Here is a 14,997-nt window from a genome sequence, read left to right as displayed (position 1 = left end):
GAGGCATTTTTTTTAGATGAATGTTCACAAAATGTTCACTTACGAAGAAGGAAGATAAAAAGCTATACTAAGCCAAGTAAAAAACATGAAAAGGATGAGGAATGTGCCAACAACTAAAAAAGAAAGTATGTATTTTGGAATGATGATGTGCGGAGGGATGGTGCTTGTGATGACGATGTATAACATGTTCATAAATGATGTCATCGGGCATATCACACTTGCAGAAGGTATTTTGAATTTGGTTATCACATTTGTAGTTGCCATGATTATCGAAACTTTCTTAGTAGGACCCGTAGCAAAAAAAGTAGCATTTTCACTGCCATTTGATAAGTCTAAACAGTTAAAAGTCGTGTTGATTTTATCATCATGTATGGTGATTGGAATGGTGCTTTCTATGTCTGTATACGGATTAATTACGATGTCACTTGCGAAAGGTTTAGACGGAGAGCCGATTCTTTCAAGCTATGCGTTGATTGTTATGAAAAACTTTATCGTAGCCTATCCGCTTCAGCTCCTCATTATGGGACCTTTAGTTCGCGGATTGTTTATGAAATTTGTTAAGAAGAATCCCGCCGCTGCTTAAGTCAAAACCCTAAGAACGCCTATTTTCTTAGGGTTTTGTTGTGCAAAGCTGTTCAGTCAGAAGAGAAGAAAATTCACGTAAAGCCGCCGATACAAAGGCATCTTTTCGCGTAATAAAAAAAGTAGGAACCTTTCTATACGGCTCTGGCAGCGGAGTTAACGTTAATGAATTATAGTTAGATACAATGGATTTCATCATTACAGCTACGCCCATACCTGCTTTTACACACCCAATAATGGCTTCAATCGTACCAAATTCTAATATGCGTTTTGGAAACACCCCTTCTTTTGTCAGCAGCATTTCTAACGTATGTCGATATGCGCATCCGCTGCTGAAAGCTAATAGGTTCATATCGTTTAGGCTGTAAAGAGAAGGAAGAGGATGCCGGCTCACAAGTACAAGCTCTTCATCTCGAGTAAATAAAGAGTTTAGATCGGGATGGTCACAGCTGTCTGCCACAAATGCGCCTTCAAGTTTTCGTTCTAAAACCAGTTGAATAAGAACATCGGTTGTATGTGTTTCTAAGATGAAGTCTACATCAGGATAGGCAGTGCAATAAGTAGAAAGCAAAGGCGGCAGCCGAAGAGCCGCGGTGGATTCAGTTGCACCTATTTTTAAAGGTCCTATCGGCGTGTGCGAGCTGCTTTGCACAGCTGCCGTGGCTTCATTGGTTAAACGAAGAATTTGTTCAGCATAACGATGCAACAGCTCTCCGCTGGAAGTTAACGTTACCCCTTTACCGCTTCGTTGGAAGAGCTGTATACCCAGCTCCGCTTCTAATTGCTGAATTCGCATCGTCACATTCGACTGCACGTAGCTTAAGCTTTTGGCAGCTTTTGAAATGTTTTTTTCTTCTGCTACCGTTGTAAAAACAAGCAAATCTTTTATATCCATCAAATCTCCTCCTGCAGCTATCATTTTTATTGATGACTTTTATCTTTATTGCTTATTTTACATGATATCACCGCTATTCTACACTGAAAGTAAAGGTGGAGGAGAGAAAATGAGCAGACAAAAAGCTTCTTATAAGTGGATGATTTTATTTATTGCCACGCTTTCTCAGGCGTGTGCAACGTTTGTCACGTATGGGGTAGGACCATTGGCAGCGCTTTGGCAAAGAATATATGATTTATCGCAGTTTCAAACAGGACTGCTCGTATCAGCCGTTCAAATTGGTCCAATTTTTTCCATGCTGTTCTTTGGAAACTGGATGGATCGCTATGGAGAAAGATGGCTTGTAGGAGGAGGATCTATTTTGCTGGGGGTAAGCATGCTTTTTGCCTATAGAGCCGATCATTATTTGTATCTAACAGGCGTACTTCTTGCAGCGGGCGTGTGGTATGGAACAGCACAGCCAGGAGGAAGTAAAGCCGTAGTGAAGTGGTTTCCTTCTCATCATAGAGGCCTTGCCATGGGGATTCGGCAAACGGGAATTCCCATTGGAGGCGCTGTTGCTTCCGCGGCATTACCGCTGTTATTTTATCAATACGGGTGGCATGGGGCTGTTCTCGTACAGGCTGCGGCAGCTATTGGGGGCGGTCTTCTTTTTTTAGTATTCTATCGAGAATACCCATCATCGCCAGAAAAAAAAGAAACATTTACGCTTCGTCAAAAAATCATGCGTATTTCTCAAGATAAAACGCTCTATTCCTTATTCTTTGTAGGTATTTCAATGATTTCCCTTCAAATGATCATTGTGGCGCACTTTATAAGCTATTTAACGAAAGCCATAAAGATGGATTTTGCTTCAGCGGGCATGTTGCTGAGCGTCACGCTGTTAGGGGGAATGATTGGAAGAATTGCTTTAGCCTGGCTAAGCGATCATGTGTATAACGGAAATCGAAGAACACCTTTGCAAGCGACGGTTTGGGTGACTGTAGGACTAATCATAGCTATTTCTTATATTGGATTTACTTTGCCTTTTTGGCTACTAGCTGCAGTTTGTTTCAGCCTTGGCTTTTTTGCAATTGGCTGGTTTAGTTTGTTTATCGTGTTAATAGCAGAAAAAGCCGATGATCGTTTTATTGGTTTAACGGTAAGCATTGCGTTAACGCTCAATCAATTTGCCATCGTGCTCGCACCGATTTGGTTTGGGCTCCTTGTGGATTGGTTCCGGAGCTACGCGTTGGCTTTTAGTACGGTTGCATGCTTCATTGCTTGTGGAGGGATATGGTTAAAAAAAGAGCGAGTTCATTCATTTTTAAATAAAAACGTCACTAAATGAAAAGTGATTTGGCGTTATTTATTTAGGAATACTTACTCTGTAAAACGTTTCAAAGTAATGCTCTCGGGTACACACAACATTAATGAGGAGGAGATAGTATGGAAGCAAAAGCTAAGAATGTTGTGGGAGTATATGAAACGGAACAAGAAGCAATTCATGCTGTAGAGAGTTTAAAAAAAGAAGGATACGCATCAGAAGAAATATCTATCATAGGTAAACATAAAAAGACTAAAAAAGTTCAGAAAGAAACGCATACAAAAGCAGAAGGCGCAGCAACTGGAGCGCTTACCGGAGGTACGCTAGGGAGCTTGACCGGAATATTAGCAGGTGCCGGCGCTCTTGCAATCCCGGGAATAGGTCCAATTGTAGCGGCTGGTCCGATTGTAGCTACATTAACAGGTGCAGCAGCTGGTGCGAGTGTAGGAGGTCTGTCAGGTATTTTAGTCGGTATGGGAATTCCAAAACAGCAGGCCGAGCACTATAATGATTCTGTTAAAGAAGGCAGCCTGCTTGTTTTAGTAGACAAAGAAGACTGGGATCATGATGGAAACCCGAAAGCGCCTTTAACCGGAATGATTTTATAGAACGTATGATATGTAGGAGAAAGCTGTTGCAGTGCGGCAGCTTTTTTTATGCGCTGATTTTGTTTAGGTGAAATTGACGTACAATAATATTCCATAATAGTTAAAAATATCAAAATATGTCATGGTGTATCGAGTAATAATATGCCTTAAATTATAATGTAATATTATTGTAACAATAATGTATTTATTGTTTTATTTTGGAATTTGAAATTCAATAAAAGCTTTAACAACGGGATTTATGCGCAAAATACATCCATAAATTAACTGTAAACTATTATACGAAGTAGAATAATTTTCTAATTTATTTTCAAGAATTAATTTTTAGCAAATTATTCATGTTTGAAAGATGGTTAAAAAGTATATTTCAAAAGTATGTTTACTTAAAAAGTTAAGCAGGTTGATTAGTAGCATCATTCATTTAGCTAAATTTCGAAAGGAGCTGCTAAAAATGAGTATTCAAAAAAGTACAGATAGTTCTAGTTTAGCAGAAGTGATTGATCGAATTCTCGACAAAGGAATTGTCATCGATGCTTTTGCCCGAGTATCACTCGTAGGAATTGAAATTTTAACGATTGAAGCGCGAGTCGTTATTGCAAGTGTCGATACGTGGCTTCGCTACGCAGAAGCGGTCGGGTTATTAACCGACAAAGTAGAAGAAGAAGGGCTGCCTGGCCGAACAGAAGAGCGAGGTGCAGGGCTTAGCTTTTAAGTCTTTTAATCGTAAGAAAATTCATTAAATAAATAATAATAAGAGAAAAGAGGATGAAACATGTCAACAACTGATAATAATGTGCAAAATGAAAAACAAGAAAATCAGCAGCAGGAAGAAAAAACGCAAAACTCTTTAAATCTTGCTATTTTAGGAGGCGTAGTAGGAGCGGGAATTGGCCTTCTTTCAAGTCCTCAAACGAGTAAAAAAGTACTCAGCCGCTTAGGACAATCAGAAATTGTACGTGCGACAGGACAAGAGTTAAGAAGAAACGCACAGGATATTCTAACGCAGCAAGCGATGGGAGCGTTAAGACAGACGGCTACAGGCTATCTTGAAAAAGACAATTTAAGCAAGCTGCTGGCACCTAAAAAGAAAAAAGAAGATGCATCAAATGAACAGGGAGATTCGCAGGAAGAAGTCAGCCAAAGCGCAGAAATGGAAACGTCTCAGTACGAAGAGCTAAAAGAAGAAAATAAAAATATGAACGACCAGCTGCAGCGCATTGAAGAGATGCTAAACAAACTCATGGACGCGAAGAAGTAAGATATCCGTCCTTAAGGGGAATTTCATGGATAAAAAAGATGTGGAGAAAGCAGCCTTAAAAGCAGGAAAAAAGATCATCGATCATACGCCTGAACCTGTTAAGGAAAAGGTAGAAGAAAAGGTTAAAGAAAAAGCGAAAGAAAAATTTGTCGAAAAAAACTGAAGGGAAACTGCAGGAAAAAGCAAATGAAGCGTCAGAAAAACTGCAGGAAACAAAAGAAAAAAATGCCCAAAAGGTACACGGCAAAGGGGAAGACGCAAAAGAAAAGCTTCAAGACGTCTTACTATCAGTAAAAGATAAGCTTAGCGATGTGAAAGAAGCTGGAGAAAACTTTCAAGAAAAAGTTTCTTCTTCAGACGATAAAGAGAAGTCAAAAAATAAGTGGAAAATAAAAGGCGCAAATCAGATTAAAAAAGCAACGGATATTAAAAGCTCTACTAAGATTAAAAGTTCCAATGATATTAAATCATCTACAGATTTAAAAACAATGGGATCATAAGCGAAAGGAGAAATGAGATATGTCTATTCAAAAAAGTACTAATAGTTCAAGTTTAGCAGAAGTCATTGACCGTATTTTAGATAAAGGGATTGTTATTGATGCTTTTGCAAGAGTGTCTGTTGTAGGGATTGAAATTTTAACAATTGAAGCACGAGTGGTTATTGCCAGTGTTGATACATGGTTACGCTATGCAGAAGCAGTAGGGCTTCTTCGTGACGACGTAGAAGAAAACGGTCTTCCTGAACGTTCAAATTCAAGTGAAGGACAGCCGCGTTTTAGTATTTAGTATTTAGTATGAAATGATACGGAACCTCCTTTTTTAAGGGTGGTTCCAGCTTTTAGATTTAACTATTGGAGGCTAATAAAGATGGAAATTAAAAAAATTATGCAAGCCGTGAACGACTTTTTTGCTGAAAACGTAGCTCCTCCTCATAAAATTACCTCGGTGGAAACTACTGAAGATGAAGGCTGGAGAGTTATTGTTGAAGTCATTGAAGAACGAGAATATATGAAAAAGTACGCAAAAGATGAAATGCTCGGAACATATGAGTGCTTTTTAAATAAAGAAAAAGAAGTCATTTCATTCAAACGACTCGACGTCAGATATAGAAGCGCCATTGGCATTGAAGCATAAACGATAAGATGGCAGGAGGAACGTAAAAATGACCGTCTTAACAGACAAAAGGAAAAAAGGCAGTGGAGCTTTTATACAAGATGACGAGACAAAAGAGGTTCTTTCAAGAGCGCTGAGCTATTTAAAATCCGGCTATTCCATTCATTTTACAGGTCCTGCCGGCGGAGGCAAAACCTCCTTAGCGCGAGCGCTTGCTAAAAAGAGAAAGCGTCCTGTGATGCTGATGCACGGGAATCACGAGCTCAACAACAAAGATTTAATTGGCGATTTTACGGGCTATACGAGTAAAAAAGTGATCGACCAGTACGTTCGTTCAGTCTATAAAAAAGATGAACAAGTGAGTGAAAACTGGCAGGATGGCCGTTTACTTGAAGCTGTAAAAAATGGCTATACGCTGATTTATGATGAATTTACTCGGTCCAAGCCGGCAACGAATAATATCTTTCTATCAATATTAGAAGAAGGCGTGCTGCCGCTGTACGGAGTAAAAATGACTGATCCTTTTGTACGCGTGCATCCCGATTTTCGCGTCATCTTCACAAGCAACCCAGCTGAGTATGCCGGCGTATATGATACGCAAGATGCGCTTCTTGATCGACTAATTACCATGTTTATTGATTATAAAGATATCGAGAGAGAGACAGCGATTTTAACGGAGAAAACGGACGTAGAAGAAGACGAAGCGCGCGCCATTGTAACGCTCGTAACAAACGTTCGAAACCGCTCTGGAGACGAAAACAGCAGCGGACTTAGCCTGCGGGCTTCGCTCATGATCGCTACTCTTGCCACGCAGCAAGACATTGCTATCGATGGAAATGACGAAGATTTTCAAACGTTATGTATGGATATTCTGCATCATCCGCTTACCAAATGTTTAGACGAGAAAAATGCAAAAAGCAAAGCCGAAAAAAACATTTTAGAAGAGTGTAAGAATATAGACACTGAAGAAAAGTAAAGGAGCTTGAAAACATGAGTGAAACAAACGAAACAGGCATTTATATTTTTAGCGCCATTCAAACGGATAAAGACGAAGATTTTGGATCGGTAGAAGTAGAAGGAACAAAAGCTGAAACGTTTTTGATTCGCTACAAAGACGCGGCGATGGTAGCAGCTGAAGTACCGATGAAAATTTATCATCCTAATCGTCAAAATTTATTAATGCATCAACACGCGGTAGCAGCGATCATGGACAAAAATGATACGGTTATTCCGATCAGTTTTGGAAATGTATTCAAATCAAAAGAAGATGTAAAAGTTCTTTTAGAAAACCTTTATCCGCAGTTTGAAAAGCTGTTTCCAGCCATCAAAGGAAAAATTGAAGTCGGTTTAAAAGTAATTGGAAAAAAAGAATGGCTCGAGAAAAAAGTAAACGAAAATCCTGAGCTTGAAAAAGTATCAGCATCCGTAAAAGGAAAATCAGAAGCAGCCGGTTATTATGAGCGTATTCAGCTTGGAGGAATGGCTCAAAAAATGTTTACTTCCCTGCAAAAAGAAGTCAAGACAGATGTGTTCTCTCCGCTTGAAGAAGCAGCGGAAGCAGCAAAAGCAAATGAGCCAACGGGCGAAACAATGCTTTTAAACGCATCTTTCTTAATTAACCGAGAAGATGAAGCGACGTTTGATGAAAAAGTGAATGAAGCGCATGAAAACTGGAAAGATAAAGCCGATTTTCATTACAGCGGTCCTTGGCCTGCTTATAATTTTGTAAACATTCGCCTAAAAGTAGAAGAGAAATAACGTGCTTCACAAATTAGTAACCGCACCTATTAATCTTGTAGTGAAAATCGGCGAAAAAGTACAGGAAGAAGCTGATAAACAGCTATATGACCTTCCGACGATTCAGCAAAAACTCATTCAGCTTCAAATGATGTTTGAGCTTGGTGAAATTCCGGAAGAAGCGTTTCAAGAAAAAGAAGATGAGCTGTTAATGAGGTACGAAATCGCGAAACGCAGAGAAATTGAACAATGGGAAGAGCTGACAAAAAAAAGAAATGAGGAATCCTAGATGGGAGAATTACTGTATTTATACGGTTTAATTCCAACAAAAGAAGCAGCAGCCATAGAGTCGTTTCCATCTTATAAAGGGTTTGACGGAGAACATTCACTGTACCCAATAACGATTGATCAGGTGACGGCTGTCGTTTCTGAGCTGGATGCTGACGCCTATTCAGAAGAAGTGATTAAGAAAAAATGGAGCAGGACATGAGCTGGCTGCAGGAAAAAGCATTTCATCATCACGAAACGGTAGCCGCTTTGTACGAAGAATTTACGATCATTCCATTAAAATTTTGCACCATTTATAAAAGTAAAGAAAGTCTGCAGGCAGCTATTGAGATTAACAAAGAAAAGCTAGAGAATTCACTGACCCTGCTTCAAGGAAATGAAGAGTGGAACGTGAAGATTTACTGTGATGATAAAGAGCTTAAAAAAGGAATCAGCGAAACGAATGAAAGCGTGAAAGCGAAAAAACAAGAAATTAGTGAATTATCACCAGGGAGACAGTTTTTTGAAAAGAAAAAATAGATCAGCTGATTGAAAGAGAACTAGAGCTTCACAAAAATAAAGTGTGTGAAGAGATACATGACAAGCTCAAAGAACTGTCGCTTTATGACTCTGTTAAAAAGAATTGGAGCAAGGACGTAACGGGTGCAGCTGAACAGATGGCGTGGAACAGCGTGTTTCTTCTCCCGTCTCTGCAGATCACTAAGTTTGTAAACGAAATAGAAGAGCTTCAGCAAAAGCTTGAAAATAAAGGCTGGAAATTTGAAGTGACGGGACCATGGCCGCCCTATCATTTCTCGAGCTTTGCGTAAAGTGAGGAATTAACAGTATGTCTCTTAAACAATCCATGGAGAATAAAGATATTGCTCTTATTGATATTTTAGATGTCATTTTAGATAAAGGAGTCGCCATTAAAGGAGACTTAATCATTTCCATAGCCGGCGTCGATTTAGTGTATTTGGATTTGCGGGTGCTTATTTCTTCGGTTGAAACGCTGGTGCAAGCAAAAGAAGGAAATCGCAAACCGATCACTTCTGAACAATTTGATAAACAAAAGGAGGAATTAATGGATGCAACCGGTCAGCCAAGCAAATGGACGAATCCACTTGGATCCTGATCAAGCTGAACAAGGCTTAGCGCAGCTTGTGATGACAGTTATTGAGCTATTGAGGCAAATCGTTGAACGTCATGCCATGAGGCGGGTGGAGGGTGGAACGTTGACGGACGAACAAATTGAAAACTTAGGAATTGCACTAATGAACTTAGAAGAAAAAATGGACGAGTTGAAAGAGGTGTTCGGTCTGGACGCAGAAGATTTAAATATTGATCTTGGACCGCTAGGCAGCCTGCTTTAAGCGGTCGGTAGGAGGAACAGTATGGCAGTCGAACATAATATGCAGTCAAGTACGATTGTAGATGTGCTCGAAAAGATTTTGGATAAAGGAGTCGTTATAGCGGGGGACATCACCGTAGGGATTGCAGATGTCGAGCTATTAACGATAAAGATCCGCTTGATTGTGGCTTCGGTTGATAAAGCAAAAGAAATCGGCATGGACTGGTGGGAAAATGATCCTTATCTCAGTTCAAAAGGAGCCAATAGTAAAGCGCTCGAAGAAGAAAATAAAATGCTGCATGAGCGGTTAAAAACGCTTGAGGAAAAAATAGAAACGAAACGTTAAAAACTGTACGCTACTTAAAAAATGGAGGGATTTACAATGGCAACTGAAACAAAATTAGATAATACACAGGCAGAAAACAAGGAAAATAAAAATACGGAAAACGGTTCAAAAGAAAAGAACGGTTCAAAAGCAAGCAAAACAACAAGCAGCGGGCCAATCAAACGAGCGGTAGCAGGAGGCATCATCGGTGCAACGATTGGATATGTATCCACTCCTGAAAATCGAAAAAGTCTTCTTGACCGCATTGATACGGACGAATTAAAAAGCAAAGCATCCGATTTAGGAACAAAGGTAAAAGAAAAATCAAAAAGCAGCGTGGCCAGCCTGAAAACATCTGCGGGAAGCTTGTTTAAAAAAGATAAAGATAAATCAAAAGATGATGATGAAAACGTAAATTCTTCTAATAGCGAAACAGAAGACGATAACGTTCAAGAGTACGACGAGTTAAAAGAAGAAAATCAAACTCTTCAAGACCGTTTATCACAGCTTGAAGAAAAAATGAACATGCTTGTTGAGCTTAGCCTCAATAAAAACCAAGACGAAGAAACAGAAGATACAGATTCCGACGAAGAAGAGAATGATGAGAACGAAGAAAACGAGCAGGACGATGAAAACGAAGAAGAAACATCTAAGCCTCGTAAAAAGAATAAAAAAGAAGCTGAGCAAGAAGAGGAAGAAGAAAGTGAAAGTGACGAAGACAGCGAGGAAGAAGAGGAAGATTCTCGTTCAAACAAAAAAAATAAAAAACTAAAGACAGAAGACGAAGACGAAGAAGAGGAAAGCGAAGAAGAAAAAAAGGAAGCGAAACCAAAAAAGTCAACAGCTAAAAAATCAAAAAATACAAAAGCAAAGAAAAACACGGATGAAGAAGATGATGACGCAACATCTCTTTCTAGTGAAGACGACACAACAGCCTAAGGCGTAAAGGAGGAAAGAAAGATATGAGTACAGGCCCTTCTTTTTCAACTAAAGACAATACGCTTGAATACTTTGTGAAAGCTTCTAATAAACACGGCTTTTCACTTGATATTTCATTAAATGTAAACGGCGCTGTGATTTCCGGTACCATGATTTCAGCAAAAGAATACTTTGATTACTTAAGCGAAACGTTTGAAGAAGGCAGTGAAGTGGCTCAGGCGCTAAGCGAACAATTCTCTTTAGCAAGCGAAGCGAGCGAATCAAACGGAGAAGCAGAAGCCCATTTTATTCATTTGAAAAATACAAAGATCTACTGTGGAGACAGTAAGTCTACTCCTTCAAAAGGAAAGATCTTTTGGAGAGGGAAAATAGCAGAAGTAGACGGGTTTTTCTTAGGAAAGATTTCTGATGCAAAATCAACGAGTAAAAAGAGTTCATAAAAAACGGCGGGGTGATTGCCCCGCCGTTTTTAGTGATGTGATGACATGTGCAGCTTCTTTCTTCGATACATGAGCGGAGTCATCTTCATTTCTTTTCGAAACTGGTTAATAAAATAGCTTGTACTATTAAATCCTACTTGATAGGCAACGTCCGTCACATTTGCTTCTGCTTGCTGCAACATAACTAAGCTTTGCTGAATTCGATAGTTTAATACATAGGTCAAAGGCGATTTTTTTAACGTTTTCTTAAAATATCGACAGCATTCAGAACGGCTCAATTGACCGGCTTTGGCAATATCATCGAGCGTGATCTTTTCAGCAAAGTGCAAATGAATCCAATTCAGCATTTGCTTCATCCGCTGATTTTTGATCATTTCTTTTTCATTATATTTCAGCTGCAAACCGTTAAGAATTACATTTTTCCACAGTATGCTGAGTTCAGAGGCAATCTCTATTTCATAGTGATGCGGCTGCTTATGAATCCATGTGTATATCTTATGTATAGACTCTAACACATTATTCCCCCACGCTTGCTTTGGACTGATGAATAAATGTGGTAGATTCGTTGCATGAATGTAGGGATAAACGTAATTTGTAAAAAGCTCTTGCGGCACAAGAAAATGAGGAGAAACATTTAAACAAATGTACACGCAGCCGGATTTGTTTATGTCCTCAGTCATATGAAGACATCCGCTGTTAATAAACAGTCCGTAGCCTTGTTTGACAGTCACTGTTTTTTCATTTATTTGAAAAGACGCATCACCTTTTATAACCAGCACAAACTGAAGCTCATCATGCCAGTGAAGAGGGATGTAGCCGTTTATGTGATCGCCGACCCTCGTTTGATAACATGCTACTGGCAGCTCAACGGTGCGATGGGTCGTTAGCTCTTTTAAGTTTTTATCAATTTTAAAATGGGCTGCCGGCATACACAGTCACCTCAATATATTTATATTTTTAAATGCAATATGCGTATTTTCCGCCCCGTTTTTCACTTATTATAACACTATTCTTATAATAAAAGTGAGGGATAAAAGATGAACAATCTCAGTAGAAAAAAAGGGTTCTTCTTTGTAACAACTGGAGCTATATGTTGGGGGATGGGAGGAACGGTTGCTCAAAAACTTTTTCAAGAATTTGAAATCAGCGTGGACTGGCTTGTTTCAGTAAGGCTGCTCATTGCGGGTGTTTTGCTGCTAATGATTTCATGTATAAAAAGGAATCGTTCTCACGTATTTGGAGTATGGAAGAACCGAAAGTCAGCTTTTCAGCTCGTCGTTTTTGGGGTATTTGGTATGCTTGCCGTTCAGTATACGTATATGGCTTCTATTAAGTATGGAAATGCAGCAGTAGCTACGCTGCTGCAGTATTTATCACCGGTGATGATTATCATTTATTTGCTTTTGCGCAAGCAGTCCATATTTACGCGACAAGACGTCATCGCTGTTCTGCTGGCACTGGGAGGCTGCTTTTTTTTATTAACAAACGGCTCTATTTCGCAGCTGTCTGTTCCTGTATCTGCCGTTGTTTGGGGAGTGCTGTCCGGTGTAGCGGCAGCTTTTTATACGCTGTATGCGGTGCCGTTGATCAAAAAGTACAGTTCGCTTGTCATCGTTGGCTGGTCAATGGTAATTGGGGGAAGCGTAATGAGCTTTATTCATCCTCCTTGGGAAGCGTCAAGCTTATCACCAATAACCTGCGTATATATTTTATTTGTCATTATTTTTGGCACGATGCTTGCTTTTTGGTTTTATGTAGAAAGCCTGCAAAGTCTTTTACCTAAAGAAACGAGTTTGCTTGGGAGTTTAGAGCCTTTAGCCGCTGTTATTACAACCGTTGTTTGGCTGAAAGAGCCTTTTGGTTTTTATCAATGGATTGGCACAGCTTGTATTATTGGATTAGTTCTATTACTCACACGAACGAAACAAGCATCTTCTGAAACGACGCTTTCAGCATAAATAGGGGCTTGCTAAAAGAAGAAGCAAACCAATGTCACTTTGCCGCCGAATCTGTAGAAACTCGTTTGACTTTTAAAATCTTTACATATTGAATAAACACTCTTTCTTTTGTAGAGACATTTAATTTAGCAAGTCTTGATGCGTCATCTCGGTTTTTAGCAGATTCTATCACAAAAGTTCCTTTGATTTTGGCTTCATCTTTTAGAACGGAATACTGTATTTCAAATCGTTTTGCTTTCGTTTTCTGCATAGTGATTGATAAGCTCCTTTGCCTGATAGATTAATGTATTGCTATGAAATAAGCTTCGATAAAAAGGAAAAAAAGAACGTAACATATACTACTAAATGAAATGCAGAGCGGCAGTGACTTTTATCACACCACAACCTAGTATTTCATCTTTTTACCAAAAAAGATAGGGTGTTTTCCCGTCGCTGCTTATAAAATCTTTGATTCTTTCTGCTTGACCTAGAGTTAACTCTATGGTTTATCTTGTAGTAGTATCATTTCAAGGAGGGGCTTTATATGAAGTATCATACAATTGCTAATACTGACTTACACGTATCAAATTTAATTATGGGAAATATGCGTTTAACAGAACTTTCTTTACAAGAAGCAGAGAAGCTAATCCGCACAGCGATGGAAGAAGAAATTAACTTTTTTGACCATGCTGATATTTACGGTCCTGATTATGTAGGACAATGCGAAGAATATTTTGCAAACGCTATACAAATGAATTCAAGTCTTCGTGAGAAAATGGTGATTCAAAGTAAATGCGGCATTAACTCAGCGAAAAATTACTATGACTTTTCAAAGAAGCATATCATAGACTCTGTTAACGGCAGCTTGGAGCGTTTAAAAACAGATTACTTAGATCTTTTATTACTTCATCGTCCAGATCCGCTAATGGACCCTGAAGAAGTAGCAGAAGCGTTTAATGAACTTCAAAGCAGCGGAAAGGTACGTCACTTTGGTGTGTCGAACCACAACCCAGCGCAAATTGAGCTGCTTGAAAAATACATCAACCAAAAGCTTGTCGTAAACCAAGTGCAGTTCAGCATCGCACATACGCCAATCATAGACTCTGGTATTTCTTTAAATATGGGCATTGACCAAGCTGTGAACCGCGACAGCAGCGTGCTTGAATATTGCCGTTTAAATGATATAACGCTTCAAGCATGGTCGCCATTCCAAAACGGATTTTTTGAAGGACCTTTCCTCGGCGATAAAGAGAAATTTGGAAAGCTAAACGAAGTGATTGATCGCATCGCAAATAAATATAGCGTGACGAATACAGCGATTGCCGTTGCGTGGATCACAACTCATCCTGCAAACATCCAAGTAGTGCTTGGTACTACAAATATTCAACGTATGAAAGATGCAAGTAAAGGTTCAGAAATCAAGTTAACGCGCGAAGAGTGGTACGATATTTATAAAGCCGCTGGCAACATGGTGCCTTAAGCGCTTTAGTTCTTAAAATAAAACAGGTAACTCCGTTCGGATATGGAACGGAGTTACCTGCGTTTTACGATAAGTAACTACTGGTTAAGCTAGAAAAAGATTTAGCAGCAGCTCAATTATTTTGGTGACGCCGAGACCTAATAAAAAGGCAATAAAACCGCCAATTACAATGGTAAGCATCATGTGAGCAGTATTCATCGTATCATCCTTTCTGATTTGAATGTATGTTGCTGCTTGTACAAGAAGTTTGCAGCATAAAGAGCGCAGTGAAGAAGACTATAAAAGAATAAATCCTCGAGATAACTGGAGGTCAAGGCAAAGTCATCATGTTTTTCTGAGAAGGTTAAAATGTAGGAGGAAGCAATATGACGTATACCATTTCACAAGTTGCAAAGAAATTGAACGTGACAATTTATACCATTCGCTATTATGATAAAGAAGGGCTTTTTCCATTTTTAGATCGTACAGCGTCAGGGAATCGTATTTTTAAAGAACAAGATATTGAATGGATTGATTTAATTTGCTGCTTAAAAAGCACGGGTATGCAAATCAAGGATATTCGGACGCTTATTGAAAACTGTACGCTTGAAAATGCCGTGCTTGATAAAAGTCTGCAAATGCTGATGGATCATAAAAAAGCAGTGCAAAAAGAAATCGAAGAAATCCATCACAAGCTTGAGACGATTGATTACAAGATTAAGCACCTGCCGGAAATGTACGAGCGAATTGTTAATAAGCCTTCAAACTAAACAAAAAAGGAAG

At 39.2% G+C, this 14,997-nt stretch carries 24 protein-coding genes and 1 pseudogene; 22 read left to right on the top strand and 3 right to left on the bottom strand.

The annotated features are described in order from the left end of the window. Nucleotides 1-103: 103 nt before the first annotated feature. The gene (locus N178_RS19710; RefSeq protein WP_045294312.1) at nucleotides 104-583 is read left to right on the top strand and encodes a DUF2798 domain-containing protein; all 480 of its coding nucleotides are present in this window, start codon (nucleotides 104-106) and stop codon (nucleotides 581-583) included. Nucleotides 584-610: 27 nt separating this feature from the next. On the opposite strand, the gene N178_RS19705 is transcribed toward N178_RS19710, so the two are convergent. Continuing rightward, nucleotides 611-1,477, bottom strand: coding sequence for a LysR family transcriptional regulator (locus tag N178_RS19705; RefSeq protein ID WP_045294311.1), 867 nt, complete (start codon nucleotides 1,475-1,477; stop codon nucleotides 611-613). A gap of 109 nt (nucleotides 1,478-1,586) precedes the next feature. Between N178_RS19705 and N178_RS19700 the strand changes: the two genes are divergently transcribed. From N178_RS19700 to gvpU, 18 genes and pseudogenes are all read left to right on the top strand, one after another. Further along, nucleotides 1,587-2,807, top strand: coding sequence for an MFS transporter (locus N178_RS19700; protein WP_045294321.1), 1,221 nt, complete (start codon nucleotides 1,587-1,589; stop codon nucleotides 2,805-2,807). 98 nt (nucleotides 2,808-2,905) lie between these two features. Then, nucleotides 2,906-3,391, top strand: coding sequence for a general stress protein (locus tag N178_RS19695; protein WP_045294309.1), 486 nt, complete (start codon nucleotides 2,906-2,908; stop codon nucleotides 3,389-3,391). 448 nt (nucleotides 3,392-3,839) lie between these two features. Further along, nucleotides 3,840-4,100, top strand: a complete 261-nt coding sequence (gvpA, locus tag N178_RS19690) for a gas vesicle structural protein GvpA (protein WP_013058000.1) — start codon at nucleotides 3,840-3,842, stop codon at nucleotides 4,098-4,100. A gap of 60 nt (nucleotides 4,101-4,160) precedes the next feature. After that, a complete protein-coding gene (gene gvpT, locus N178_RS19685) occupies nucleotides 4,161-4,646 on the top strand; it encodes a GvpT/GvpP family gas vesicle accessory protein (RefSeq protein WP_025751001.1) in 486 nt (161 codons plus the stop codon). Between the two features lie 25 nt (nucleotides 4,647-4,671). Next, nucleotides 4,672-4,809, top strand: a complete 138-nt coding sequence (locus tag N178_RS27660) for a hypothetical protein (RefSeq protein ID WP_237758548.1) — start codon at nucleotides 4,672-4,674, stop codon at nucleotides 4,807-4,809. Further along, on the top strand, nucleotides 4,793-5,146 hold the full coding sequence (gvpQ, locus tag N178_RS19680) for a gas vesicle protein GvpQ (protein WP_237758547.1): 354 nt from the start codon (nucleotides 4,793-4,795) through the stop codon (nucleotides 5,144-5,146). The genes N178_RS27660 and gvpQ overlap by 17 nt, the downstream gene beginning before the upstream one ends. Before the next feature lie 19 nt (nucleotides 5,147-5,165). Next, nucleotides 5,166-5,432, top strand: coding sequence for a gas vesicle structural protein GvpA (gvpA, locus tag N178_RS19675; RefSeq protein ID WP_013057997.1), 267 nt, complete (start codon nucleotides 5,166-5,168; stop codon nucleotides 5,430-5,432). Between the two features lie 81 nt (nucleotides 5,433-5,513). Continuing rightward, complete coding sequence (gene gvpO, locus N178_RS19670) at nucleotides 5,514-5,780, top strand: gas vesicle protein GvpO (protein ID WP_045294307.1); 267 nt, start codon at nucleotides 5,514-5,516, stop codon at nucleotides 5,778-5,780. Nucleotides 5,781-5,808: 28 nt separating this feature from the next. Continuing rightward, on the top strand, nucleotides 5,809-6,735 hold the full coding sequence (gene gvpN / locus N178_RS19665) for a gas vesicle protein GvpN (RefSeq protein WP_045294305.1): 927 nt from the start codon (nucleotides 5,809-5,811) through the stop codon (nucleotides 6,733-6,735). A 14-nt stretch (nucleotides 6,736-6,749) separates the two neighbouring features. After that, a complete protein-coding gene (locus N178_RS19660; RefSeq protein WP_045294303.1) occupies nucleotides 6,750-7,517 on the top strand; it encodes a GvpL/GvpF family gas vesicle protein in 768 nt (255 codons plus the stop codon). Between the two features lies 1 nt (nucleotide 7,518). After that, nucleotides 7,519-7,785, top strand: coding sequence for a gas vesicle protein GvpG (locus N178_RS19655; RefSeq protein ID WP_013084016.1), 267 nt, complete (start codon nucleotides 7,519-7,521; stop codon nucleotides 7,783-7,785). After that, nucleotides 7,786-7,986, top strand: coding sequence for a GvpL/GvpF family gas vesicle protein (locus tag N178_RS27655; protein ID WP_237758545.1), 201 nt, complete (start codon nucleotides 7,786-7,788; stop codon nucleotides 7,984-7,986). After that, a pseudogene (locus tag N178_RS28055) lies at nucleotides 7,971-8,593 on the top strand (GvpL/GvpF family gas vesicle protein). The gene N178_RS27655 and the pseudogene N178_RS28055 overlap by 16 nt, the downstream one beginning before the upstream one ends. A gap of 17 nt (nucleotides 8,594-8,610) precedes the next feature. Beyond that, nucleotides 8,611-8,898 carry a gas vesicle protein gene (locus N178_RS19645; protein ID WP_013057991.1) on the top strand — a complete coding sequence of 96 codons (288 nt, stop codon included), beginning with the start codon at nucleotides 8,611-8,613 and terminating at the stop codon, nucleotides 8,896-8,898. Further along, nucleotides 8,852-9,136, top strand: coding sequence for a gas vesicle protein K (locus tag N178_RS19640; RefSeq protein ID WP_013057990.1), 285 nt, complete (start codon nucleotides 8,852-8,854; stop codon nucleotides 9,134-9,136). Before N178_RS19645 ends, N178_RS19640 begins: the two co-directional genes overlap by 47 nt. A gap of 21 nt (nucleotides 9,137-9,157) precedes the next feature. Next, entirely contained in the window at nucleotides 9,158-9,460 is a 303-nt protein-coding gene (locus N178_RS19635; protein WP_045294301.1) for a gas vesicle protein, read from the top strand. Between the two features lie 36 nt (nucleotides 9,461-9,496). Beyond that, on the top strand, nucleotides 9,497-10,378 hold the full coding sequence (gvpT, locus tag N178_RS19630; protein ID WP_045294299.1) for a GvpT/GvpP family gas vesicle accessory protein: 882 nt from the start codon (nucleotides 9,497-9,499) through the stop codon (nucleotides 10,376-10,378). A 23-nt stretch (nucleotides 10,379-10,401) separates the two neighbouring features. After that, entirely contained in the window at nucleotides 10,402-10,818 is a 417-nt protein-coding gene (gvpU, locus tag N178_RS19625; RefSeq protein WP_013057987.1) for a gas vesicle accessory protein GvpU, read from the top strand. Between the two features lie 29 nt (nucleotides 10,819-10,847). Here gvpU and N178_RS19620 read toward each other — a convergent pair whose 3' ends face one another. Then, a complete protein-coding gene (locus tag N178_RS19620) occupies nucleotides 10,848-11,747 on the bottom strand; it encodes an AraC family transcriptional regulator (RefSeq protein ID WP_045294297.1) in 900 nt (299 codons plus the stop codon). A gap of 108 nt (nucleotides 11,748-11,855) precedes the next feature. Here N178_RS19620 and N178_RS19615 point away from each other — a divergent pair, with 108 nt between their 5' ends. Then, nucleotides 11,856-12,776 (top strand): EamA family transporter, encoded by a 921-nt coding sequence (locus tag N178_RS19615; RefSeq protein ID WP_045294295.1) that lies wholly within the window; start codon nucleotides 11,856-11,858, stop codon nucleotides 12,774-12,776. Nucleotides 12,777-12,810: 34 nt separating this feature from the next. On the opposite strand, the gene N178_RS19610 is transcribed toward N178_RS19615, so the two are convergent. Beyond that, entirely contained in the window at nucleotides 12,811-13,026 is a 216-nt protein-coding gene (locus N178_RS19610) for a hypothetical protein (protein WP_013057984.1), read from the bottom strand. A 273-nt stretch (nucleotides 13,027-13,299) separates the two neighbouring features. Between N178_RS19610 and N178_RS19605 the strand changes: the two genes are divergently transcribed. Both N178_RS19605 and N178_RS19600 read left to right on the top strand, forming a co-directional pair. Next, on the top strand, nucleotides 13,300-14,235 hold the full coding sequence (locus tag N178_RS19605; protein ID WP_045294293.1) for an aldo/keto reductase: 936 nt from the start codon (nucleotides 13,300-13,302) through the stop codon (nucleotides 14,233-14,235). A gap of 365 nt (nucleotides 14,236-14,600) precedes the next feature. Further along, on the top strand, nucleotides 14,601-14,984 hold the full coding sequence (locus N178_RS19600; protein WP_025751010.1) for a MerR family transcriptional regulator: 384 nt from the start codon (nucleotides 14,601-14,603) through the stop codon (nucleotides 14,982-14,984). Nucleotides 14,985-14,997 lie beyond the last annotated feature (13 nt).

Source organism: Priestia aryabhattai B8W22, assembly GCF_000956595.1.
Lineage (GTDB): Bacteria > Bacillota > Bacilli > Bacillales > Bacillaceae_H > Priestia > Priestia aryabhattai.
The sequence above is the reverse complement of the archived record's forward strand: the minus strand, read 5'-3'. Positions and strand labels throughout refer to the sequence as shown.